We start from the raw sequence: 22,220 nt of genomic DNA, 5'->3' as shown, positions 1-22,220 counted from the left end.
TATTTTACAACAAGATAGCATAATGAACAACAGATTTTTAGATTTCAGGAGTGATACGGTAACCAGGCCAACCGCCGGAATGTTGGAGGCCATGATGAATGCAAAAGTGGGAGATGATGTTTTTGGGGAAGACGAAACCGTGCATGCACTGGAAACAAAACTCGCTGCTACCTTTAATATGGAAGCCGGATTATTTTGTCCTTCCGGTACAATGACCAACCAGATAGCCATTAAGTGTTTTACCCAGCCGATGGATGAGGTAATCTGCGATCAGACTGCCCACGTTTACCGTTACGAAATCGGAGGTATTGCCTATCACTCGGCAGCATCGGTCAGGCTGTTGCACGGCGAACGCGGTATTTTAACTCCGGAGCTGATTGAGCCTGAAATTAATGAAGACAATATTCATTACCCCAATTCCAGTTTGGTGGTTTTAGAAAATACGGTAAATAAGGGTGGCGGAAGCTGTTATACATTGGCTCAGATTGCGCCGATTCATCACTTATGTAATATAAAGGGATTAAAGCTACATCTGGATGGTGCACGCATTTTTAATGCTTTAGTTGCAACCGGAGATCAGGCCTTTGAATATGGGAAGTATTTTAATGGTATTTCAGTTTGTTTATCTAAAGGACTGGGCGCACCGGTAGGATCAGTTTTACTTGGTAATAAGGAAATGATCCATAAAGCGCGGAAAATCAGGAAAGCCTTTGGTGGCGGAATGCGTCAGGCAGGGTTTTTAGCAGCTGCAGGCATTTATGCGCTCGATAATCATGTAACGCGTTTAAAGGATGATCATACCCATGCAAAAGCCTTGGCCGATGCATTAAGCTCGGCAAAATATGTAAAATCGGTAATGCCTGTTGAGACCAATATTGTCATTTTTGAAGTGGAAAAAGGTTCAGCAGAAAAAATTGTACACCAGTTGAAAGAGAAGGGCCTGCATTGCAATACCACGAGTGCCAGTACCGTCCGCCTGGTAACACACCTGGATCTCAGTGCCGAAATGATCGATCAGGCTATTGAAATAATATTACATTTGTAGGTGCAGTCGGAAGCCGGCAAACGGGAGTCCGATTTTTATTCAATAGTTTTATAGTTTATGGTCAATAGTCAGATGGCTCATCGCTCAATCTGAATATATATAAAGTCTAACCAAAATGCCTGATTCCTCCAAACCTCTAGCTCCAATCTCAAAACTGCTCATCGCTAACCGTGGTGAAATTGCTTTGCGCATTATGCGTTCTGCAAAGGAAATGGGAATAAAAACCGTAGCTGTTTTTTCTGAAGCCGACCGGAATGCACTTCATGTTCGTTATGCGGATGAAGCAGTTTTTATCGGACCAGCACCTTCCAATCAAAGTTATCTGGTTGGTGAAAAAATTATCGATGCCTGCAAACTAACAGGTGCCCAAGCCATTCACCCAGGTTATGGTTTTTTATCTGAAAATGCCGGTTTTGCACAAAAGGTTGCTGATGCAGGGTTGATTTTGGTCGGTCCATCTCCGCAGGCCATGGAAACGATGGGTAATAAATTATCGGCAAAGGCTGCGGCATTAAAATATAACATTCCGATGGTGCCTGGAACAGAAGAAGCCATTGAGGATGTAAATGAGGCAAAACTACGCGCTATCGAGGTTGGCTTTCCAATTTTGATTAAAGCTGCGGCAGGTGGTGGCGGAAAAGGAATGCGGATTGTAGAGCGTGCTGATGATTTTGAAGAGCAGATGCAGCTTGCCGTTAGTGAGGCTACTTCAGCCTTTGGTGATGGCGCGGTTTTTATCGAACGCTATGTTACCTCGCCAAGGCACATCGAAATACAGGTATTGGGCGATACCCATGGCAGTATTGTTCATCTTTTTGAACGGGAATGTTCCGTGCAACGCCGTCATCAGAAAGTGGTGGAAGAAGCACCCTCATCTGTTTTAACTGAAGAATTAAGGCAGCAGATGGGTAAGTGTGCTGTAGATGTGGCCCGTTCGGTAAATTACACCGGGGCAGGTACAGTAGAATTCATTCTGGATGAAAACCTGGATTTCTTTTTCCTGGAAAATGAATACCCGCTTACAGGTGGAGCACCCGGTAACGGAGCTGATTACAGGTATTGATCTGGTAAAAGAGCAGATTAAAATCGCTTCGGGCGAAAAATTGAGTTTTTCTCAGGAAGATTTAAAAATAAGTGGTCATGCGGTTGAACTCAGGGTTTATGCAGAAGATCCGGCGAATAATTTCCTTCCCGATATCGGTACCCTGCAAACCTATAATACACCTAAAGGCAATGGCGTAAGGGTTGATGATGGCTTTGAGCAGGGCATGGAAATTCCGATTTATTATGATCCGATGATCGCCAAGCTGATTACTTATGGTAAAAACAGGGAAGAGGCCATTGAACGTATGGTTAGGGCCATTGACGAATATGATATTACCGGGATAGAAACTACCTTGGGTTTTGGTAAATTTGTAATGCAGCACGAAGCATTTAAAAGTGGCAACTTTGATACCCATTTTGTAGGGAAATACTTTAAAGCTGAAAATTTGAAGGTACAGGATGAAACAGAAGCACTGATCGCTGCGTTGATCGCTGCACAACTTTTTAGTAAACAAGCGGTTACGGTAGGAGGTGGCGTGGTTAAAAAAACTTCAGACTGGAGAAAAAATAGATTGAAATATTAACAAATAGATTTAGCGCGATCGTCATTATCAACTTGATTGGGAATCGCGATGCCTCAGCAGGATTTGTATTGAGGATTAAGATTCCCGCCTGCGCGGGAATGACGATGAAAAAAAAATACATTATAAATGTTCACAGGAATTATAGAAACACTTGGCGAGGTTACCGCCATTAAAAACGATCACACAAACATTCATTTTACCATTTCATCATCCATCAGCCATGAGCTGAAAATAGACCAGAGCGTTGCGCACAACGGAGTTTGTTTAACTGTTGTGGCATTAAATGATGGAACACATACTGTTACGGCAATAGATGAAACGCTAAACAAAACCAATCTTGATGCTTTAAAAGTAGGCAGCAAGGTTAATTTGGAGCGCTGTATGCAGATGAATGCACGCTTGGACGGGCACATTGTGCAGGGCCATGTAGACCAGACTGCGGTTTGTATCAAACGCGAAGAACTGGATGGAAGCTGGGAATACCGTTTTAAATACGATGCTTCTGCCGGAAATGTAACCGTGGAGAAAGGATCGGCCTGCGTAAACGGAATCAGCCTAACGGTTGTAAATTCGGCAGATGATGAGTTTTCAGTATTCATCATTCCTTACACTTTTGAACATACCAATTTACAGGAAGTTGAAGTTGGCGATACTGTAAATTTAGAGTTCGATATCATTGGAAAATATGTAGCCCGTTTAATGAACCGCTAACATTAATTTTAATTAATTTTTTATTTAATAATTAACTGTTAATTAGTTTTTTAGGTGCTTATTGGCGTAGATGTAACGCTTAATTTTTCATGACAGTGCAGGATGGTTGAGCGGATAATATTTCTCAATATCGTGGTGTTAAGACTAAAAATTAACGCTAACCATTTATGAACAAGATTTTCCGTCACTCATTTGCAGTGCTAAACACTGCATTTTTGTTGTTATTTACCACACAAATATTTGCACAGAAAATTTCAGTAAGAGATTTAACTGTTGAGCATTTAGTAAATCCTTTTAGTATTGATAATCCAAAACCCAGGTTTAGCTGGAAGATCAACTCGGATATCAAAAATACCAAACAGAATAATTACGAAATAAGACTGGGTACCTCAGCAAAAATTGATCGGGTTTTATGGAAAGCAGCTGTTAATAACGATCAATCTGTGCTTGTTGCCTACAATGGCCCTGCACTTTCCTCAAAAACCAAGTATTACTGGCAGGTAAGGGTAAAGGATAATCATGGAAACACTTCTGCATGGTCTCCGGTTCAGTATTTTCAAACAGGCTTAAAACCTGAGGACTGGAGCGCGAAATGGATTTCTGTAGAAGGAAGGGATACTGCTTTGGCAAGTCCGCTTTTTAAAAAAGAAATTACGCTCAAAAAAGAAGTTAAATCTGCAATGGCATATATTACTGCAAAAGGTTTATATGAGGCCCACATCAATGGCGCGCGTGTGGGAAATGCATATTTTGCACCAGGATGGACGAGTTATAAAGACCACATTCAGTACCAGGTTTACGATATTAAAAAATCATTGAAAAAAGGTGGGAACGTAATTGGTGTTTCGCTTGGCGATGGATGGTATAAAGGCCGGATAGGTTTTGCCAACCAAAAGCAGTTTTATGGCGATACCAGGGCTTTATTGTTACAGCTTGAAGTAGAATATAACGACGGAAGCAAAGAGACCTTTATCACTGATAACAGTTGGAAAACCGCTTACGGGCCAATACGTTCATCAAACATATATGATGGAGAAACCTATGATGCAAGATTGGAAATTGCGGGTTGGAATACTTACGGTTTTAAAGAAAATGCCAGCTGGAAACCAGTTCAGGAATTAGCCAGCGGACCAGAGAAACTGATCGGAATGAGTGGGCCGCAAGTAATTAAACATGAAGAATTTAAGGCCTTGAAAATATTCAAAACCCCACTTGGAGAAACTGTTGTTGATTTTGGGCAGAATTTGGTAGGCTGGGTAATGGTGAAAGCAAAAGGTGCTGCCGGGACAAAAATTTCCATCAGTCATGCAGAAGTATTAACCAAAGAAGGCAATTTTTACACCACTAACCTTCGATCGGCCAAACAGCAGAATAACTATATTTTAAAGGGTGAAACCGAACAGGTATTCGAGCCACATTTTTCATTTCAGGGATTTAGGTATGTTAAAATTGAAGGTTATCCGGGCGAACTTAAACTCGAAAACCTCACCGCTGTGGCTGTTTATTCTGATATGAAAACCAGCGGAAAATTTAGCACTTCCAATGCACTTTTAAACCAGCTGCAACACAACATTTCATGGGGGCAAAAAGGAAATTTTGTTGATGTACCAACAGATTGCCCTCAAAGGGACGAACGTTTGGGCTGGACGGGTGATGCGCAGGCCTTTGCAACAACGGCCGCTTACAATATGGATGTATCGGGCTTTTTTACCAAATGGTTGAAAGATGTTTCTGCCGATCAGCTTCCTAGCGGGAGTGTACCTTTTGTGGTACCCAATGTGCTAAATCAAAGTGATGCCGGATCGGCCGGCTGGGCAGATGTAGCCACGATCATCCCCTGGGATATGTATATAGCTTATGGTGATAAAGGCATACTGGAAACGCAATATGGCAGCATGAAAAAGTGGGTCGATTATATCACATCTGTATCAAAAAACAACCTTTGGAATACTGGGTCCCACTTTGGCGACTGGTTGTTTTACCGCCCTAATGATGATAACGACGGCCGTGCTGCTGTTACCGATAAATACATGATCGCTCAAACTTTTTATGCACACTCCACACAATTGTTGCTAAATGCTGCAAAAGTTTTGGGCAAAGCTGATGATGTGGCCAAATACACTACGCTGCTCGAACAGATAAAAGCCGCTTATATCAAAGAAAATATGACGCCGAGCGGCAAATTGATTTCGAATACACAAACGGCCTATGTTTTAGCTTTACAGTTTGATATGCTGCCCGAAAATCTGCGTGCGCAGGCTGCTCAAAGGTTGGTAGATAATGTAAGAGATTACGGAAATCATTTAACAACAGGTTTTTTGGGCACCCCATACCTATGCCATGTACTAAGCCGCTTTGGGCATGAAAATGTTGCATATGATCTTTTAATGCAGGAAAGCTACCCTTCATGGCTTTACCCTGTAAAAATGGGGGCCACCACCATTTGGGAACGATGGGATGGCATCAAACAAGATGGATCTTTTCAAACGGCAGATATGAATAGTTTTAACCACTATGCATATGGTGCTATTGGCGACTGGATGTATAAAAATATTGCCGGCATTAACACGGTAGCAGATCAACCGGGCTATAAATCGGTTGTTATTGCGCCCCGGCCAGGTGGAAAATTAACAGCTGCATCTGCTGAACTGGAAACTGTTTATGGGGCTGTTAAATCATCATGGACAATTGCCGATGGCCTTTTTAAACTTGATGTAACGATTCCGCCAAATGCCTCTGCAACCGTCGTTTTGCCAAAAAGCGATAAAAAAGAACAGATTGGCTCTGGCAGCTATCATTTTGAATATAAATATTAATCGCTTAATATTGCGGCTTCACAGAAAGTTGTATCAACATACAAATTTGTCTCCTTTAGCCTGTCGAAGGACTTGCTTAAATGCATGATCAGGCGTTCCGACAGGCTAAAGGGGAGACAGATTAATTGAATTGTGATGCACTTTCCATCAGATGCAGTAAAAATTAAATGTACAGTAAAGAAGAATCAGCCCGTTTACGTCAACAATTTTGGATCAGTTTCGGACAATACATGAAACCTGTTCCTTCTGCAAGTGGTTCTACTGTAAATTGGACAAATTACAAAACAGGGGTGAAGAACATCTTTTTTAAAATGGATGTCGACAATAAAAAGGCTTTTATCAGCATTCAACTTTCGCATTCAGATGCCGATATCAGGCACCTCATATTTGAACAGTTCGAAGAATTTAAACTGCTGTTTACCAAAACGGTTGGCGAAGAATGGGATTGGATAAGAGATGCCGACGATGATTTCGGTAAAACAGTATCTCAGATTTCCATCAGCATTACCGGGGTGAGCATTTTTAACCAACAGCACTGGCCGGAACTGATTTCCTTTTTTAAGCCCAGGATGATTGCACTTGATGAATTTTGGGATAATGTAAAACCTGTTTTCGAGGATCTGGTTTAATCAGTCAGGTTTAATTGCGCTATCCTATCTTTGGTAAACTTGATTTCTTCCTTATCATCCGTTAAACTCGGTTTGCTTTTTAAATAAAGATTATAATATTTAAGGGCGTTTTTACCTTGTTTTAACCGGGTATCGTAAAATACTGCAAGGCGGTAATATAAGGTAGCGTTCGCTTTAAATTGCAGCCCTTTTTTATAAGCTCCGTTTGCGAGCGTCAATTGATTGTTTTCTTCATAAACCAGCCCTAAAAGTGAATAGTAACTGGAGGTATTTGGCGAAATAGCCTCATCAATTGTTTTTTTGGTATAATTAGCTGCCAAAGGATAATTTTTTATTGCCCGGTAACTGAGTGAGGTATAATATAAAGTGGCCTCATTTTGCATAGCGGTTGCTTCCAGTAATTTAAACAGATCAATTGCCTTCTGATATTTTTTGGTGTAATAATAAGCCTTTGCTACATCTTTTATTACCCCCGCATCGGCACCATCTTTTAATAATTTTTCTCCTGCGGCTATTACCTCAGCGTATTTTTTTAACTGATTGGCAATGGGCAGTTTTGTACGTTGCAATACCAGGTTATCGCTGTCACCCTTAATGGCAATATCAAGTACACTGTAAGCCTTCTCATATTCCTGATAGTTGGAAAGTACCTCTGCAAGGTCGGTTGCCACATCACCTTCAATTGGATTGATCTGGTTTGCTTTTAAAAGATATATGCGTTTTATCGAATCATCTTTTGGCGAACTGTACAGATTTGCCATTAGTTTGTGTACATTAAAGTTATTGGTGTCAATTTTAAGAATTTCTCCATAATAGCGCCTGGCCTTTTCGGTATTTCCCCTCTTTGTACTGATGTTGCCGAGACTGAAAAGAACGGGAAGATTTTGTGGTTGAAGTGCATAGGCCCTGGTGTAAAATTTTTCTGCCTCAACAGTGTTACCTCCCATTAAAAAGCAATACCCCATCTGATTAAGGATTTTGATATCATTTATATTTTCACCATAAATCTCTTTTAGATACTGCCCAGCATCGGCATAACGTTGATTTTGATAAAATTCAAATAGTTTTTCCTTATCTACAACAGCGGCCGTTTGTGCGAAAGTTACTTGATGCAAGCAAACAAAAATCAATAAATAGCAAAGTCTTTTCATCATAATTAATTATCAAACTAATTTATTAGTTGTTTTTGGTAATTCCAAATCTATCTGTTAAAAAAATGCTGTGTAAAACAAAATGAGTGGCTGTGGGTTTATAAGAAATAGTTGAACTAAAAAATAAGACCTATGAACACTTTAAAGAAGTTTGAATTAATGGAGAAGATTGTGCGTGAATTGGAAGATTTACAAAACTCTCAACAGGCACTTATTCAGAAAATTGGAAAAATCGAAGTTGATAATATTGAACTTGGTGATGGCCGTTTAGAAAAAGACCTACCAGATATACATCAAAATTTAGCTGATAACTTAGATACTATTTCAGGAATTTTAGATTACTTTGCAGGTAAAACACAAAACTTTGGTGATAAAAACAATGTTGACGCCTTAAAAGAACAGGAAGCGATCAACAATGCCACCAGCTAAAATTAAACGCATATGAAATTTTTATCTTTAACCGTTGCCTTTTTGCTTGTTGGCCTATTTGCCAGCGCACAGGTATTGCCATCATTCCAGCTGGGCATTAAAGCTGGTGCAAATTTTTCGAAATTTGATAGTGAAAACACTTTTAACAGTAACAACCGTACTGGTTTTTACGGTGGCTTATGGGCCAGGGTTGGAGCGGCAGGTGTTTATTTCCAGCCAGAACTTTATGTTTCAGGTAAGAAAGCAGATTTGGTAAGTGATGCAACGGGAGAAGTAAATAAAGTTCGTTTTACAAGTTTGGATGTTCCTTTATTGGTAGGTACTAAATTTGGTGCCGCTGGTATTGGTCTTCGATTAAACACCGGACCAATGTTTTCCTTAATATTGGATGAAAACCAAAGTTTTGGTCAGGCTGCTGGAAATGTTTTCAGAGCCGATTTTAAAAACCAGGCTTTGGCCTGGCAGTTCGGTGCAGGCTTGGATCTTAAAAAGTTAAGCTTTGATGCACGTTACGAACTTGGTTTATCAAAAATTAATAAAGCCGGTTATCCTGGTACCAAGCTAAACTTGTTTACAGTTGGCTTAGGTTATAGGATTTTGTAAGCTTACTCGTCAAAAATTTAAAAGGTGTTCATGTAATAATGAACACCTTTTTTGTGCCCAACATTTTAATTAAATAAGTTTTGGCAATAAAATTTGCATTTTAAAAATAGATGTTTACATTTGTATCGTAAACGATATAATCGTTTACGATTTTAAAAATAGGCATAATATGAAAACGTTGTATGAAACTAGTGCTACTGTAACCGGTGGACGTAATGGAAAAATAACAAGTGAAAATGGTGTGTTGGAATTGGAAGTTAGAATGCCAAAAGAATTAGGTGGAAGCGAACAAGGCTATACCAACCCCGAACAGCTTTTTGCTGCGGGCTATGCCGCTTGTTTTGATAGTGCGCTCAATTTAATTATGGGCCAGGCAAAAGTTAAACCTGAAGAACCCTCTAGCGTTAAAGCAAATGTTTCGCTCCACTCCAATGGGCAGGGAGGCTTTGCACTTGGTGTATCCCTACAGGTGCATATACCAGGAGTTGAAGCAGCGCAAGCTCCATGAACTGGTAGAAAAAGCCCACACAATTTGTCCATACTCCAATGCCACACGCGGCAACGTTGATGTGAAGCTGGAAGTAATTTAATAGAATTAAAATAGAATCGTTATTGCATACCCTGCAATAACGATTTTTTAATGATTAAATTCGTGATTAAAAATTTCAGTTAAAAATTATTTACTTAGCTGAATATTTTTTTGTGATTAGTAAAGAAAGTTGTGATGGAAATAAATGATGCGATTAAACTGGAAAATCAACTGTGTTTCCCGCTGTATGCTGCTTCCAGGTTGGTTACCAAATGCTATCAGCCAGTGCTGGATAGTTTTGGAATTACCTATCCGCAGTACCTTGTGTTAATGGTGCTTTGGGAAACTGATTCGGTTAGCTTAACCACACTTTCACAGAAACTGATGCTTCAATCCAATACCTTAACGCCTTTGCTTAAGCGCATGCAGGAAACAGGACTGGTTGAACGCGTGAGGTCATTAAAAGATGAAAGAAGTATTGTAATATCACTTACTGAAAAGGGACATGCTTTAAAAGAAAAGGCTCCCGTATTGCGTGCTCAGCTGTCAGATAATCTCGGGGTCAGCCATGAAGAAATTAACCAGTTAAAAAACCTCCTTGATAAATTGATTCTGAACCTGAACAAATAAATGGTTTTGCAACCCTTGGTTACTGAGCGAAATCAGTGCTTTTTTTCCGGTTCAACTTCGGTAAGTTCGTATGCAAATGATCCGTTTTTTGGTATAATCGGCGTAGCCCTGCCTACACTTAAGGCTTTTATAAACGATGCTCCGAAATAAAATATCAGTGAGGAGTAAAACACGAAAAGCATAATTACGATTATGGAGCCTGCTGATCCATAAATGTTACTGATGTTGCTCAATGGCAAAAGATCCTTAAAATATACTTACCCGCGGTAAATAAACAACCTGTTAACAATCCACCCGAAATGGCAGCACGCCAGGTTGGCCTTCCGTTGGTTAAATAACGGAATAATATTGTAAACCAAGTAGTTACAATCACCACAAATACCAACTGGTTGATAATGGAGGTAAGCACTAAGCCGAAAGATGGTGAGCCGTTTTTTAAATATGCACCGATAAAGGCCTGCACGCTATCGGCCAGTAAACCAATAAAAAACAATATTCCGGCCAAAAGGATAATGGTAACCGAAATCGCCCTGGATTTAAGGGTATTGATAATCCCTTTCTTGTCTTTTTGACCGATGTTCCAAATCTGTTCAAGTGAATTTTTAATTACATTGAATAATGTTGTTGCAACGAAAAGGAAAAATATAAAACTGAACAGCGTAACATACCAGGCCTGATCGGCCCCCCTGATATTTCTTAGCGTGGTTCTGATCTGCAAAATACTTTCGTTATCCAGTATGCTGGCCAAACGCTCAAACAGATGCGTAGCCAGCAGCCTTCTGTCGGTAAACATTCCGAAAAGCCTGATCAGGATAATTAAAATAGGGGGGAGGGCAAAATTGGTAAAAAATGCAGTTGCACCTGCCAGCCGTAAGGGGTCATTCTGTTGAAATAAACTAAATGCATTTCTTACGGTGGAGAAAAAAAGCTAAGGTTTTCTTTTATGGATGGCATTACTTCTGCGTTAAACTCAAAAGGCCGAAAATAGTAAAAATACTTCGTTCAGCCTTTTTGATTGTAATTTTCTAATTCGTTTTGGTAAAAACAAGCAGTGTTTTATCACCGTTAAGCAGGTAAAGCTTATTGTCTGTTACTTTTGCATTGTTTACCTGGTTTAATGCATGTAAGTACGAACGCTCGGCCGCATCGGTTTCCTGACAGAACATTTTAGTACCGAAAACATTTTTAACCATTATTTTATGATCGGCAATTTCGGCCTGCCCGCCATAATTGTTACAAAAAGATTTTCCGCTTACTTTAAGGCTATCGGCAAAGTTTAAGGTTGCTTTTGATGAGTTTGGTAGCGTTAAGCCCGGCAGCTCAGTTAATTCCCATTTGGTATTGGGAAAGGATGCTGGATCTAATTTTTCTCTACAAGAACTCAATCGTAAGATCAGCATTCCGCAGAAGATAAGGTGTTCCATAACGATGGTTTTAATAATTTTCCTTTAACCATCAAAAACTAAACCATAAAAAGCAAGAATCAGCTTTAATCGCGCTAAACTGGGTTTGAAATCTTCATCCAATGGTGCGGTATGCCGTGGTAATCAAAAATATTAATGCGCTTTAAACCCGTTTTTTCTAAAACATGGATTGATCCTCGGTTACCAGTATCTGCAATGCCAATAATTTCATCAAGCATTAATACCTCAAATCCATAATTTCTGGTTGCCATTGCGGTTTCCGTGGCGTATCCTTTTCCCCAGTACTTTTTGCTGAACCGATAGCCCAAATCGTAATAATTAGTGTGGTTATTATTGGTTTCCTTAACCAGTTTTCAGGCCGCACCAGCCTGTAAAATTTCCTGTTTCTTTTCAATTACTGCCCATCGGCCGATGCCATTTTCAACATATTGTTTTTGAATAAGGGCTATATCTGCTTTGCTCTGCTCAATGGATTTTACAGGATTGTTACCGAGGTAAAGCTGTACCTCAGGGTCGCTGTCCATTTCAAACATTCCATCCGCATCTTCAGTAACCAATTCACGCAAAATTAAACGCGCTGTTTCTATATAGATTTTCATTTATCTAAGGGCTTTCTCAATCAAAGTTAAGGTAATTTACAAAATGAGCTTTTTTTTACGATTGGAAAGCCACGGAAGCAACGGGTCTTCTTTTTAAAATGAGTGCAGCTACAAGCGATACCACTATGCCCACAGGTAAAATTTCCATATAGGTAAATAATACAACCATTACAGGGTTTTTGTATAACTGCTGATTAGCGGCCAGCTCTTTTGTCTGCTTTGCAATTTCAGCTGCTGAGGCGCCATTCGTTTTGGCTTCTCTTAAGGCCTGCGTTACATATCTGTCCATAAAATCTAACACATACCAAACCAAACTACAACATATATGGTAGAGGCAATTAAGCTGATAAAAAGCCCGATTTTGAAAGCTTTACCAAAGCTGATTGAGCCGTGATTGTATTTATCGCGGTAGTTTTTGATGCCCACAAAAATAAATGAGAATGCCAGCACCATAGAGGCATAGCCAATAAGCATGCTGTGCTCAAGGTTAGGATCACCATAGCATCTTGCCATAGAGAGCACCATCAAAACGGATACGATAAATCCTGCAATGAGCCCGAATATGATTACGTTCTTTATATTTCTATAAATTTTTTAAATTTTGTACCTGAAGTTGGTTGGAACATTCTTTTTATCCTTCATACTTAAGGGTGATTTTTCGAAGTCATCTAATTTAGCCCCAAAGTATAAGTCGGTTAAGGAATAATATGTAATCTTTTGCAGTTTCTATGGCTTGTGTTCGGCGTTTAACCTCAAGTTTTTCGAAAAGCCTTGCATTATGCGTTTTTATGGTATTAAGCGAAACAAATAATTTTAATGCAATTTCCTGGTTACTTAAGCCTGTGGACATTAGCTGCAAAACTTCTAGTTCCCTTTTGCTAATGTTTAACCTGGCAAGTGCGTTTTCATTGAGAATAAAAATTTCCGGCTTTTGTGTAAAAACTTCTTTTTCGATCAGGATGGTTTTCGGTTTGGTTAATTTAAGTGCCAGCCAGATCCCTAAAGCAGTAAAAATAATGGCTATCGAACCTGCATAAATTTCGAAAGCATGGCTGATGATAATTAGGCGAAATTCGAGCCATTTTAATAGAAATAACAATAATGCCAGAAACAAACCGTATAAGATTATACTTTTATTCCTGGTTAGAAAATTTGAAGGGTTCGCCATTGTTTATCTCTCAGATCAAAAATAAGTAATTTAGCGATAAGTCGGGAGTTGAGTTTTTTTAAACTATGGATTTTGAAAGCGGCGGAGAACTCCTATGTACATCCCGTCTTTCCACCGCAGTTGTTTACAGTTTATCGGCAAGTAATTTTATGGTGACTTTGATTATAAGGAAGCAATAAAGATTATAAATTAGCAAAAAATATATAAATAAATATACCTATGAAAATTACGCTTTATGCACTCTTCCTTTCCGTTGTTTTATTCGGTTGTGGCAGTTCAGAAAAAACCTACAAAGCAAAAGCATTTGCTGCCACTGAAGATTTTAACGTTTTTCCTAAATCGAAAAAGAACATTCTTACCATTGTGAAAACAGATTCAGGTGCCTCAGCTGCTGCCGATCGTTTCGCCATTCAATACAAAGATACCACCATTACCATTGATGATGCACCAAGTGCACCCGCAAAGAAATTTATCCTTGCCTCTTTTATCAATACCCAAAAACAGCGGCATTGGTACAGGTTGCCAATAATGCCGGTAAAATGGCTCCATTTTATATCATCACAGTTAAGGATGGCGTAACTGAAGTGGTGAGTTTAAATAAGGCATCAAAAGGTGCTGAAGATAAAAAATATACCAATGGCCTTGAAGAATTAACACGGAGTAATATTCTGATCAACAATGATTTTTTTATTACCACCATAAACTCAAGGGTATATCCTGTAAAAAGACAAAACCCGGACGAACGGATCCAGGGGGAGTTTTTTATGTACTCGAAGGATAAAACCACTTTGGTTTTTTTAACCGCTAATTCTTTATACCAGGTTAATACCGCCACAGGTGAAAGCTTTAACCTGCCTTTGCCTGCCGATTTAATTAATGCGCCTGAAACCCTGGTTGGAAATATTCAAAACGGTTATACCTGGGTGGCTAATGCAAACGGCACATCCTTTTTAAAGAAAAATGCAGATGACGACCGTATTGTAGATATTAAAGAATTTAAGCATTAATATAGAATAGTTTGTTATAATGGCAGTTACTATTACATCTTTGTAAATAGTAACTGCTTTTTTTATTTCATTTGTCTCTCAAGCCCTACCAAAATTTATTTTGCTATAATCATTTCTTGATATTTTTGATAAGTTGAAAGGAAAGTAAAATTAGTTTATTTTTAATCTATTATAATTTTTGAGCACAAAAGTGCGAGTATTACACAATCTGGTTTTTCTTAATTTTCTCTAAGAAGTGTTGCCTATATGTTTCACCAATCAAAATTTCGGATGAAACATCTTTTAGTATGACACGGTTTCCATTGACTGCTGTTACTTTACTCAGCGCAATAATGAACGATTTTTGAACCCGGATAAAATACTGCTCTGGCAATTTTCCTTCGACATCCTTCATAGTGGTCAGTAGCGACGGTGCGGTTACCATTGTGATGGAATGCAACATAATTTTTCATGCCTTCGATATAGTCAATATCGATGAGATTTATTTTGATCATTTTGCCTTTTATCTGCCCTTTGACCATGAAATAATCCGTTTCTACAGAATCCCTAACCCGATCTGAGTTTTGTAGACCGATAGCTTTCTGTGCTTTTGTGACAGCCTGCAAAAAGCGGGTCAAGGAGATGGGTTTAATAAGGTAATCAACCACATCGAGATCAAATCCCTCGGCAGCAAATTCGCGATAGGCCGTGGTCAGGATAAAATGGTAACTTTCATGGCGTACGGTCTGAATGAACTCTATTCCAGATATCGCTGGCATATGAATATCCAAAAATATAAGGTCTACCTGCTGTCCGTTCAGAAACGTAATCGCCTCGGATGGTTTTGTAAAACTGGTGATAAGGTTCAGTTGGGGAATAGATTTGATATAATGATGTAGAACTTCTATAGCATGCGCTTCATCATCAACAATAATACAGTTTATCATGGTAATGGGTATTGTCGTGGTTTAATATTTACTTGCTGACTTAAGGTGGGAAGATCATTGGCATTATATATTTTTAGTTTATTATAATGGGGGTTGATATAATATCAATTCAACTGAATAATCGGTTTCTGTTTCACGGATAGAGAGGATGCAGTTTTTTCCATAATGATGGGTTAGTCGCTTTCTGATATTTTCCATGCCTATGCCGCTGGTTAGCTCTTTAGGGCCTTTTTGCTTTGTATTATTGGTTTTCAGATGCACAAGGCTATTTTCTTCATTAATGTTCAGGATGATTTTGGCGGGGTTTGAGGCGTCGCTACAATCGCCATGTTTCAATACATTCTCTACAATGGTAATCAGGATAAGCGGAATAATACGGACATTTGCTGAACGTCCATAAACCTCAAAACTTATCTGCAGCTCATGGTTGAAACGCAATTGATTGATGGCGATTACGTTTTTGATGTGTGCAATCTCTTCATCCAGCAGGGTAGTCTGATCTTCACGGTCCTGTTTTAACGAGTAGTGCATAATCTCACTCAAGGTCATAATGCCGTTAGCCAGTTCTGCCGACAACGGTAAGGATTTAGCATAGAAAAAATTAAGTGTATTGTTTAAAAAATGGGGATTGATCTGGGCACGCAAAAAGGCATACTCCGCGTGGTGCTTTTCTTTTTCGATAATGCGAAGCCTTTTTTGATGTTTAATGGTTTCGTTGGAGTAATAATACCCGAACGCAAAAAATGAATATTTAATATATAACCAAAGAACGGCAATTGCAAACGTCCAAATATGAAAAGTGGTGGTAGGCCCACCATTGGCTTTTATCAAAGGCCGGATCTGGTAAGCCGTTACAAACCAGTGTAAATATGAAAACAGGTAAACAGCAATTATCGCAATTATTAGGGGAAAGATTTTTAATGGACTGACATATTTTGCGAAGACAAAAATGCATAGGTAGAAGGTACAGATATTTGGGAAACTGGCTAAAGAAAAAATCTCCGATACTAAATGCATAGTCATTCGGATTAAGGGCAAATTCAATAAGGGTACTTATCAGCATATACACCAACCAAAAAATGACATGGAATAGTACTATTCTTTGATTTTTTTTCATTTTTTTTATTTTTTCCTGTGCGTTCTTACAAAATCTATCCAGGCAGATGTTTTGAGTGGAATTTCTATATCAGGCTTGATTCCAATGTTATCCAGTGGCTGCCCGGGCAATCTTAATGATTTACAGGCAGGATAACCCAGGCGATAAAAGCCGCAAGGCAGTTCAGCCCTTACCACCTCTAGATAGTCTATAGCCCCCGATGAGTTAGTGCCGTAAATTTTTACCTTGGAGCTTTGTTTTGCCTGTAAGATGAAAAGTTCTGCAGCACTTGCCGTGCTCTTGTTGACGATCACAGATACATATTTTGGATAGCTTAATACTTTAGGCATTCTGACGGTATCTACAGGATATAAGGGATAAAGCTCACCGACGTGTGCTTTGAGAATACTGAGATTTCTCTCCAGTACCTTTTTTCTGGTGTCGGAAGCATTTGATGGGATCTTGCCATAATAATCCTGGATATTTTCTTCGGTGGCGAGTACACTTGCACCTTCAGTTAAAATAGGATTTGTATAGAGATACGGAATCAATTTGTCATAACCGAGCACTTGAGCCGCCATAATTGTTCCTAATGTCGATTATTAAATGATCTCGTTTGTCCAGTTCACCAACGTTTTTTTTGATAAGACTATCCATTACTTTTACATTCTCTAAGGATGCAAATGCAGGCATCTCAAATAAACAGGTTTTGTCATCCAAAATCCTAAATACCGAAGATACTGAAGAGTTCTGCTCATTTTGAAAGGGCTGAGGAACAATAACTGAGTTTCTATACCATTTTGCGGTAACATTGGCATCGCCAAGTATTAATGTGTCTTTTCTTTTATTAAATGAAAGAGAATTCAGAGAGTGATCAATAGCTCTGTAATATTTAAGAAAATAGGTCTTGTTTTTTTTGGATATCTTTAATTTCACCTGCCCGGGCACCCATCGTGCACCGTCAGCCTTAATAATAAAGCCAATGAAATCATTTTTGTTTCCTTTGTCCCTGACTATCCCTATCTGGTAAGCTCCAGACTGGTCTTTCCACAAGCCTTCCAGGCTGTCCCGACCACTTTGCTTTTTGTTTAGATAAGAAGCGAACAGCGAATCTGTCCAATTCGTTTTCTCCTCTTTCGAATAATAGGCTCTAATTTGTTCCTTGCTGTAGGCACTATCGTCGTAAGTGATACCAAGGTGCTTATCACTAAAGAAAGCAAGCCATGTTCTCAAAACCGGCAGGCACTGATAGGTAGCTGCTTTATTGGCTTCATTCTGTAGACTATCGGTAAATTTTTCAAATTTGTGTTTGTTTGAGAAGTTTACCTTGTCGCTATAACCAGCATAATTTTTTTTTATTCTTTCGACAACGAACTTAAAATTGTTCCCACAATTGCAGTCTTGGGCTTTTGAAGAAAAAAAAATGAAAATAAAAAAAAATTGGAACGAAATTCCTTACATAATTGGACATATTAATTTTAATCAGTATTCAGTTTTTATGATTTAATAATGCCTGCCTGACTTTATTAGTTGCTGACAGTACCAACCGTTGGTTTGTTTTCCACACAAGTAGGTTCGGTAGATAGACCTGCGGTTGTTCCCGTAGTGTCTCCACCATAAATTTGTCGCATTTGCTCTTTTGTAAGGTTCATGATCGGCTTCCTTTTGAAAACGAATTGTACTCTTTTTATTATTTTCTTGTTGTTCATAGTAATATGTGTAAAGTAGCTTTGAAATTATTTAAAAGTATAATTTATTAGTATAGTTTCCAAGTGTAATACACCAAATGGGTTATTTAACGGACGAAACCCTTATATGGTCAGTACATATGCTAATTGACAGCTTTCATTATCTCTTTCCATAATATCTATAGATGAGACAGGAGTCTTACTTACTATCATTAAACGGACAATAATCCCAAAGACTCTATTTGGTTCAGCGTGTAATGGATTAAGGTAAAAGAGAAAGGATATTTTGTCTTCTCCATTTGAACTACAACGCCCTACGAAGTGATTAAATTTTGCGTAACAAGGAGCCATTCAGGATTTTTTATCCCAATTTTTGACATATAAATCAAGTCTTCTGGCTGATTTTCTCCAATACAACCATCATTTATTTTTTCTTTTTTTCCCTATTGGTCAACGACGAGGGGGTAAGTCGTCCATTCCCAAAAGGATTTGGTGTAATAGTCGTTTTATGGACTTTGATTACCGGTAAAAAGTCTGAAACTTAGTAAAACAACATTACAGCAGAATACAATGAAGAAATTATGAGAAATAATGGATCAGTCTGATTTGTTTCATAAGCATTTGCATGCACTGATCGAAAACATATAACCAAGGAAAATAAATTAATGAGTCACGATCGATAGATCTGCGCAAATTGTGAACACCTAATCTACCTGATGAATATTTTCACACTAAAAAGACAAAACCTGGAAATCATTTTAACTGCTCTTTTGAGAAGCTTAAAAGTTCCAATAAATACGAGTACCAGTGATGCCTGCGTGCGGAGACACCCAGATTATCCAAGCATGCGTGCTGTTAGCGACTGCCTTGATGAGTGGCGTATAGAGAACGCAACTTATCGCATAGGTAAGGATGAATATGATCCAAAGTTTTTGGAATATCCTTTATTGGCTTATATGCCAAAAAAAGATTTTATTGTTATAGAAGCGATTGAAGATGGAATGGTGACGTACTCTGATGCTAAACAGATCTCTGCAACAATTGCAGAAAGTGATTTTCTTGAGCAATGGAATGGGATTTTCCTTCATGCTGAAGCCGGGGCAGAGAGTGGTCCGCGCATGGAGCTGAAGAATCTATCTAATAAATATTCAAATACCCTTGGTCTTCCGATGTTGATGGCCTTAATGTTTAGTGCTGTCCTTTCTATTTTTCTAACACAGCAGCGCTCAGCAGAATCTCTTATCCTAGTACTGATCAAACTTGCAGGCGTAGCCATCAGCACCCTGCTACTGATCCATACCGTTAATGGCAATAATACCCTTGTAAATAGTCTGTGTAGGTTTGGCAGCAAGGCTAACTGCAATAAGACACTCAATTCTGGTGCGGCCCGGATCAATTCATGGCTTAGTTGGTCTGAAGTCGGTTTTTTTTATTTCTCAGGTAGCCTGATAGCAGTGCTGGTTTCTCCTGCCTATATCCCTTTTTTAGCCATGCTTAATCTTTTGTGTCTTCCCTATACGGTTTGGTCGATTGGATACCAATACACCAACAAAAACTGGTGCATTTTATGCTGTTGTGTGCAAGGTCTGCTCTGGGCGGAGTTCTTTTACTTTTTATTTGCATTTGAATATAGCATACCGATATTAAGCAACGCCGATGTTATTATTCTCGCATTAACTTTTCTGTTCCCCGTAAGCATATGGTTCTCCTTAAAACCTGTTTTTAGCGATTGGATAAAGCTGGAGCCGTTGCGTACACAGCTAAAAGCGTTTAAATACAATAAGGAGTTATTCCATCAAATACTATCAAAACAGCCACGCTATGCTGTAGATCATACACTTTACCCTATTGTGTTAGGCAGCAAAGAACCTGAAATCATCATTACGGTTATCAGCAATCCCTTTTGCGAACCATGTGCGGCAGCACACCGCGTGATGGAGGACCTACTTTATTATAATTCTGATTTGCAGTTTAAATTGGTTTTTGCAACTTCCGCGGAAGCGGATGATCCGGCTGTAAAGTTTCAGCAACATGTAACAAAAATTGCATATTCAGACCAAAGGGACAGGATACAAGCTGCCCTGGAAGATTGGTATGGTGATCCTAAAAGAAAATATGAATCCTGGTCAGTCAGGTTTCCTATTGATACCATTCCAGGTACAGAGTATATCGCTTTAAGGCAGAAAGCATGGTGCGATATGGTTGGCGTTATTCTGACACCAACGATCCTGGTCAATGGCTATAAGCTTCCAGATCCTTACCGTATTGAAGACCTTCGGCACCTTATTTTTTAAGGTAATAAATAAAATATTGTACAATGACTGGGCGTGCGGTTGCAAACGGGCGGTCAGGTAACCAGCATGATGTTATAAAACTTTTGCCGTTGAAGCTGTTCTACGTGAATGTACAGCACAAAATAAATATTCAATCAAATCGAAAAACAAAATGAAAAATTTTAAAACATTGAGCAAAGCAGAAATGAAAAATGTAGTAGGTAGCGGAACTTGTTGTGTCCATAATTCTGACTGGTCATCCAGTGATTGCGGAATGAGCAGAGATCAAGCAGAAGGCGGTGCAGGTGCAGGAGAAAAATGGTGCTGTGATTCATGTCATGCATCAAGAGAAGAAGCCCTAATGGCGTAAACTAAAATGGAGCCGATAAATGTCGGCTCTATTTTTTTATATTTAAAAAAAGATTTTATGAAACAAGCACTATCACTGTCACTTTTATTGTTTATCTGTTTGAATTCGCTTGCACAGAATCTCGTACTTAAGCTAGGTAATGGTAACAAGCATTCGGAATATAACTTCTATTACACAGATGAAGTGGCGATGGGGCATCCACATTTTGGAATTAAAGGCACCGAGGCTATCGCAATTGGTAAACCTGTTTTACTTGTAGAGGCAGAATCCAGCCAAAATTGTTACCTCGTCAATCCAGGTGACACGCTTGTGCTGACAAAAATAAAAGGCACGAGCGCAACAACAGTAACTCGCACCAATAAAAAATACACTAAAGTTCAGAACGATGAATTTCTTTTTTTTGCGAGGCTTATTAAAGAGATTGGCCCAATGCGGTTCCCTTTTAAATGCCCTCCAGAATTCACAAAGGAAACCACCAAGCAAGAGCGTGAACAAAAGATCAGGATGATGTACCAGGCAAGGCTTAAATATCTGAAAGATTATGGAACTAAATATAAGATGTCCGATGCGTTTACCCAGTATTGCAGATCACTATTTAGTGGTATTCTGGTACAGGATATCCTAATCTTATGCAGGAAATCGGAAACAATTAATCCATTGTCTGTAAAGGAGTATTACCCTGAAGCAGACAGATTAAAAAAAGAACTTATTGCATGCTTGCCTGCAATTAATAATATCGAATATCAGAAGGCATTGATCAGTCTAAGTTATCTATTGACAAATAATAAGGGTGAAGACAACTACTCCAATATTAGCACGATCATTTCCGATCATTTTAGTGGAAGGGATAAGGAATTCCTATTGTCTTACCGCTTAATAAAATTAATAAAGGGTGGTAAACTATCTGCTGCAACAGCAGGAGAATATGTAAAAGCATATAATAACAATTTCCCGCAAGGTATTTATAAAACCAAGTTATCAGAATATTATCAAAACGGGGTAGCTGTTAAAAACGCATCCACTAACACGGCCACTGTACTGATCAACACTAAAGGCAATAAGTCTACCTGGGCAAACCTGATCACCAAGAACAAGGGAAAAGTAGTTTATGTTGATTTATGGGCCAGTTGGTGTGCCCCATGCAAAGCGGAAATGCCTGCATCACACCTGTTAAGAAAGCAATATGCCAATAAGGCCATTACTTTTATTTACTTATCGCTTGATGAGAAACAAGCAGATTGGAAAAGCAGTGCAGCCAGCCTGAAACTTCCGGAAGGAAACAGCTATCTGGCTGAAGGTGATTTTGAAGCCAAACTGGCGCGTGATCTTAAAGTCACTTCAATTCCCCGTTATCTACTATCAGTAAGTCCGGTAAAATTGTTTTGCCTAGACGCTCCACGACCGAGTGATGCCAAACTAAAGCTAGAAATTGAAAAATTGTTAAAGAATTAGGAGGTTAAAGTTTTACCCTTAGTGTCGCAGAAATTTAGAAGAATAT

Annotated in this window: 26 protein-coding genes and 2 pseudogenes; 14 read left to right on the top strand and 14 right to left on the bottom strand. The window is 38.9% G+C overall.

Going from position 1 to position 22,220, the window contains the following annotated elements:
- Positions 1–22 precede the first annotated feature (22 nt).
- The 5 genes and pseudogenes from AC0IWE_RS13545 (at position 23) to AC0IWE_RS13525 (ending at position 6,829) form a co-directional block, all read left to right on the top strand.
- Complete coding sequence (locus tag AC0IWE_RS13545) at positions 23–1,045, top strand: threonine aldolase family protein (protein ID WP_463493030.1); 1,023 nt, start codon at positions 23–25, stop codon at positions 1,043–1,045.
- A gap of 115 nt (positions 1,046–1,160) precedes the next feature.
- Positions 1,161–2,673 (top strand): annotated as a pseudogene (accC, locus tag AC0IWE_RS13540) (acetyl-CoA carboxylase biotin carboxylase subunit).
- 126 nt (positions 2,674–2,799) lie between these two features.
- Positions 2,800–3,384 (top strand): riboflavin synthase, encoded by a 585-nt coding sequence (locus AC0IWE_RS13535; protein WP_055915101.1) that lies wholly within the window; start codon positions 2,800–2,802, stop codon positions 3,382–3,384.
- 167 nt (positions 3,385–3,551) lie between these two features.
- Positions 3,552–6,200 (top strand): family 78 glycoside hydrolase catalytic domain, encoded by a 2,649-nt coding sequence (locus AC0IWE_RS13530; protein WP_471793450.1) that lies wholly within the window; start codon positions 3,552–3,554, stop codon positions 6,198–6,200.
- 167 nt (positions 6,201–6,367) lie between these two features.
- Positions 6,368–6,829 carry a DUF4268 domain-containing protein gene (locus AC0IWE_RS13525; RefSeq protein WP_471793449.1) on the top strand — a complete coding sequence of 154 codons (462 nt, stop codon included), beginning with the start codon at positions 6,368–6,370 and terminating at the stop codon, positions 6,827–6,829.
- Here AC0IWE_RS13525 and AC0IWE_RS13520 read toward each other — a convergent pair.
- Positions 6,826–7,983, bottom strand: coding sequence for a tetratricopeptide repeat protein (locus AC0IWE_RS13520; RefSeq protein WP_471793448.1), 1,158 nt, complete (start codon positions 7,981–7,983; stop codon positions 6,826–6,828). The two genes, AC0IWE_RS13525 and AC0IWE_RS13520, sit on opposite strands and share 4 nt — an antisense overlap.
- Before the next feature lie 129 nt (positions 7,984–8,112).
- Between AC0IWE_RS13520 and AC0IWE_RS13515 the strand changes: the two genes are divergently transcribed.
- The 4 genes from AC0IWE_RS13515 (at position 8,113) to AC0IWE_RS13500 (ending at position 10,171) form a co-directional block, all read left to right on the top strand.
- Entirely contained in the window at positions 8,113–8,409 is a 297-nt protein-coding gene (locus AC0IWE_RS13515; protein WP_055915088.1) for a hypothetical protein, read from the top strand.
- 12 nt (positions 8,410–8,421) lie between these two features.
- On the top strand, positions 8,422–9,012 hold the full coding sequence (locus AC0IWE_RS13510; RefSeq protein ID WP_055915085.1) for a porin family protein: 591 nt from the start codon (positions 8,422–8,424) through the stop codon (positions 9,010–9,012).
- A gap of 169 nt (positions 9,013–9,181) precedes the next feature.
- Complete coding sequence (locus tag AC0IWE_RS13505) at positions 9,182–9,520, top strand: Ohr family peroxiredoxin (RefSeq protein ID WP_471793447.1); 339 nt, start codon at positions 9,182–9,184, stop codon at positions 9,518–9,520.
- 216 nt (positions 9,521–9,736) lie between these two features.
- The gene (locus AC0IWE_RS13500; RefSeq protein WP_471793446.1) at positions 9,737–10,171 is read left to right on the top strand and encodes a MarR family winged helix-turn-helix transcriptional regulator; all 435 of its coding nucleotides are present in this window, start codon (positions 9,737–9,739) and stop codon (positions 10,169–10,171) included.
- Positions 10,172–10,203: 32 nt separating this feature from the next.
- Here AC0IWE_RS13500 and AC0IWE_RS13495 read toward each other — a convergent pair whose 3' ends face one another.
- The 7 genes and pseudogenes from AC0IWE_RS13495 to AC0IWE_RS13465 form a co-directional block, all read right to left on the bottom strand.
- Entirely contained in the window at positions 10,204–10,404 is a 201-nt protein-coding gene (locus tag AC0IWE_RS13495) for a hypothetical protein (protein WP_471793445.1), read from the bottom strand.
- Complete coding sequence (locus AC0IWE_RS13490; protein ID WP_471794041.1) at positions 10,401–10,994, bottom strand: YihY/virulence factor BrkB family protein; 594 nt, start codon at positions 10,992–10,994, stop codon at positions 10,401–10,403. Before AC0IWE_RS13490 ends, AC0IWE_RS13495 begins: the two co-directional genes overlap by 4 nt.
- A 202-nt stretch (positions 10,995–11,196) precedes the next feature.
- Positions 11,197–11,595 (bottom strand): META domain-containing protein, encoded by a 399-nt coding sequence (locus tag AC0IWE_RS13485; RefSeq protein WP_471793444.1) that lies wholly within the window; start codon positions 11,593–11,595, stop codon positions 11,197–11,199.
- 74 nt (positions 11,596–11,669) lie between these two features.
- Positions 11,670–12,194 (bottom strand): annotated as a pseudogene (locus AC0IWE_RS13480) (GNAT family N-acetyltransferase).
- Positions 12,195–12,249: 55 nt separating this feature from the next.
- Positions 12,250–12,483 (bottom strand): DUF4199 domain-containing protein, encoded by a 234-nt coding sequence (locus AC0IWE_RS13475; RefSeq protein WP_471793443.1) that lies wholly within the window; start codon positions 12,481–12,483, stop codon positions 12,250–12,252.
- Positions 12,484–12,488: 5 nt separating this feature from the next.
- A complete protein-coding gene (locus AC0IWE_RS13470) occupies positions 12,489–12,746 on the bottom strand; it encodes a DUF4199 domain-containing protein (RefSeq protein ID WP_471794040.1) in 258 nt (85 codons plus the stop codon).
- A 121-nt stretch (positions 12,747–12,867) separates the two neighbouring features.
- Positions 12,868–13,362, bottom strand: a complete 495-nt coding sequence (locus AC0IWE_RS13465; RefSeq protein WP_471793442.1) for a response regulator transcription factor — start codon at positions 13,360–13,362, stop codon at positions 12,868–12,870.
- Between the two features lie 219 nt (positions 13,363–13,581).
- On the opposite strand from AC0IWE_RS13465, the gene AC0IWE_RS13460 reads away from it, so the two are divergent.
- Positions 13,582–13,941 (top strand): hypothetical protein, encoded by a 360-nt coding sequence (locus AC0IWE_RS13460; RefSeq protein WP_471793441.1) that lies wholly within the window; start codon positions 13,582–13,584, stop codon positions 13,939–13,941.
- Positions 13,902–14,369, top strand: coding sequence for a hypothetical protein (locus AC0IWE_RS13455; RefSeq protein WP_471793440.1), 468 nt, complete (start codon positions 13,902–13,904; stop codon positions 14,367–14,369). The genes AC0IWE_RS13460 and AC0IWE_RS13455 overlap by 40 nt, the downstream gene beginning before the upstream one ends.
- A 199-nt stretch (positions 14,370–14,568) precedes the next feature.
- On the opposite strand, the gene AC0IWE_RS13450 is transcribed toward AC0IWE_RS13455, so the two are convergent.
- From AC0IWE_RS13450 to AC0IWE_RS13425, 6 genes are all read right to left on the bottom strand, one after another.
- A complete protein-coding gene (locus AC0IWE_RS13450; RefSeq protein WP_471793439.1) occupies positions 14,569–14,763 on the bottom strand; it encodes a LytTR family transcriptional regulator DNA-binding domain-containing protein in 195 nt (64 codons plus the stop codon).
- Complete coding sequence (locus AC0IWE_RS13445; RefSeq protein WP_471793438.1) at positions 14,687–15,295, bottom strand: LytR/AlgR family response regulator transcription factor; 609 nt, start codon at positions 15,293–15,295, stop codon at positions 14,687–14,689. The genes AC0IWE_RS13450 and AC0IWE_RS13445 overlap by 77 nt, the downstream gene beginning before the upstream one ends.
- An 81-nt stretch (positions 15,296–15,376) precedes the next feature.
- Positions 15,377–16,126, bottom strand: a complete 750-nt coding sequence (locus AC0IWE_RS13440) for a sensor histidine kinase (protein ID WP_471793437.1) — start codon at positions 16,124–16,126, stop codon at positions 15,377–15,379.
- 291 nt (positions 16,127–16,417) lie between these two features.
- Positions 16,418–16,972: a S41 family peptidase gene (locus AC0IWE_RS13435; protein WP_471793436.1), complete on the bottom strand. Its 555-nt coding sequence runs from the start codon at positions 16,970–16,972 to the stop codon at positions 16,418–16,420.
- Positions 16,947–17,624, bottom strand: coding sequence for a hypothetical protein (locus tag AC0IWE_RS13430; RefSeq protein ID WP_471793435.1), 678 nt, complete (start codon positions 17,622–17,624; stop codon positions 16,947–16,949). The genes AC0IWE_RS13435 and AC0IWE_RS13430 overlap by 26 nt, the downstream gene beginning before the upstream one ends.
- A 293-nt stretch (positions 17,625–17,917) precedes the next feature.
- The gene (locus AC0IWE_RS13425; protein WP_471793434.1) at positions 17,918–18,100 is read right to left on the bottom strand and encodes a hypothetical protein; all 183 of its coding nucleotides are present in this window, start codon (positions 18,098–18,100) and stop codon (positions 17,918–17,920) included.
- Positions 18,101–18,795: 695 nt separating this feature from the next.
- On the opposite strand from AC0IWE_RS13425, the gene AC0IWE_RS13420 reads away from it, so the two are divergent.
- The 3 genes from AC0IWE_RS13420 to AC0IWE_RS13410 all read left to right on the top strand — a co-directional run bounded on the left by AC0IWE_RS13420 (position 18,796) and on the right by AC0IWE_RS13410 (position 22,174).
- The gene (locus tag AC0IWE_RS13420) at positions 18,796–20,373 is read left to right on the top strand and encodes a hypothetical protein (protein ID WP_471793433.1); all 1,578 of its coding nucleotides are present in this window, start codon (positions 18,796–18,798) and stop codon (positions 20,371–20,373) included.
- A gap of 151 nt (positions 20,374–20,524) precedes the next feature.
- Positions 20,525–20,722: a bacteriocin-like protein gene (locus AC0IWE_RS13415; RefSeq protein WP_471793432.1), complete on the top strand. Its 198-nt coding sequence runs from the start codon at positions 20,525–20,527 to the stop codon at positions 20,720–20,722.
- Between the two features lie 57 nt (positions 20,723–20,779).
- On the top strand, positions 20,780–22,174 hold the full coding sequence (locus tag AC0IWE_RS13410; protein ID WP_471793431.1) for a TlpA family protein disulfide reductase: 1,395 nt from the start codon (positions 20,780–20,782) through the stop codon (positions 22,172–22,174).
- The last annotated feature ends 46 nt before the right edge of the window (positions 22,175–22,220 follow it).

Source organism: Pedobacter sp. AC402 (assembly GCF_979252805.1).
Note: the sequence above shows the minus strand (reverse complement) of the source record. Positions and strands in the feature narration are given on the sequence as shown.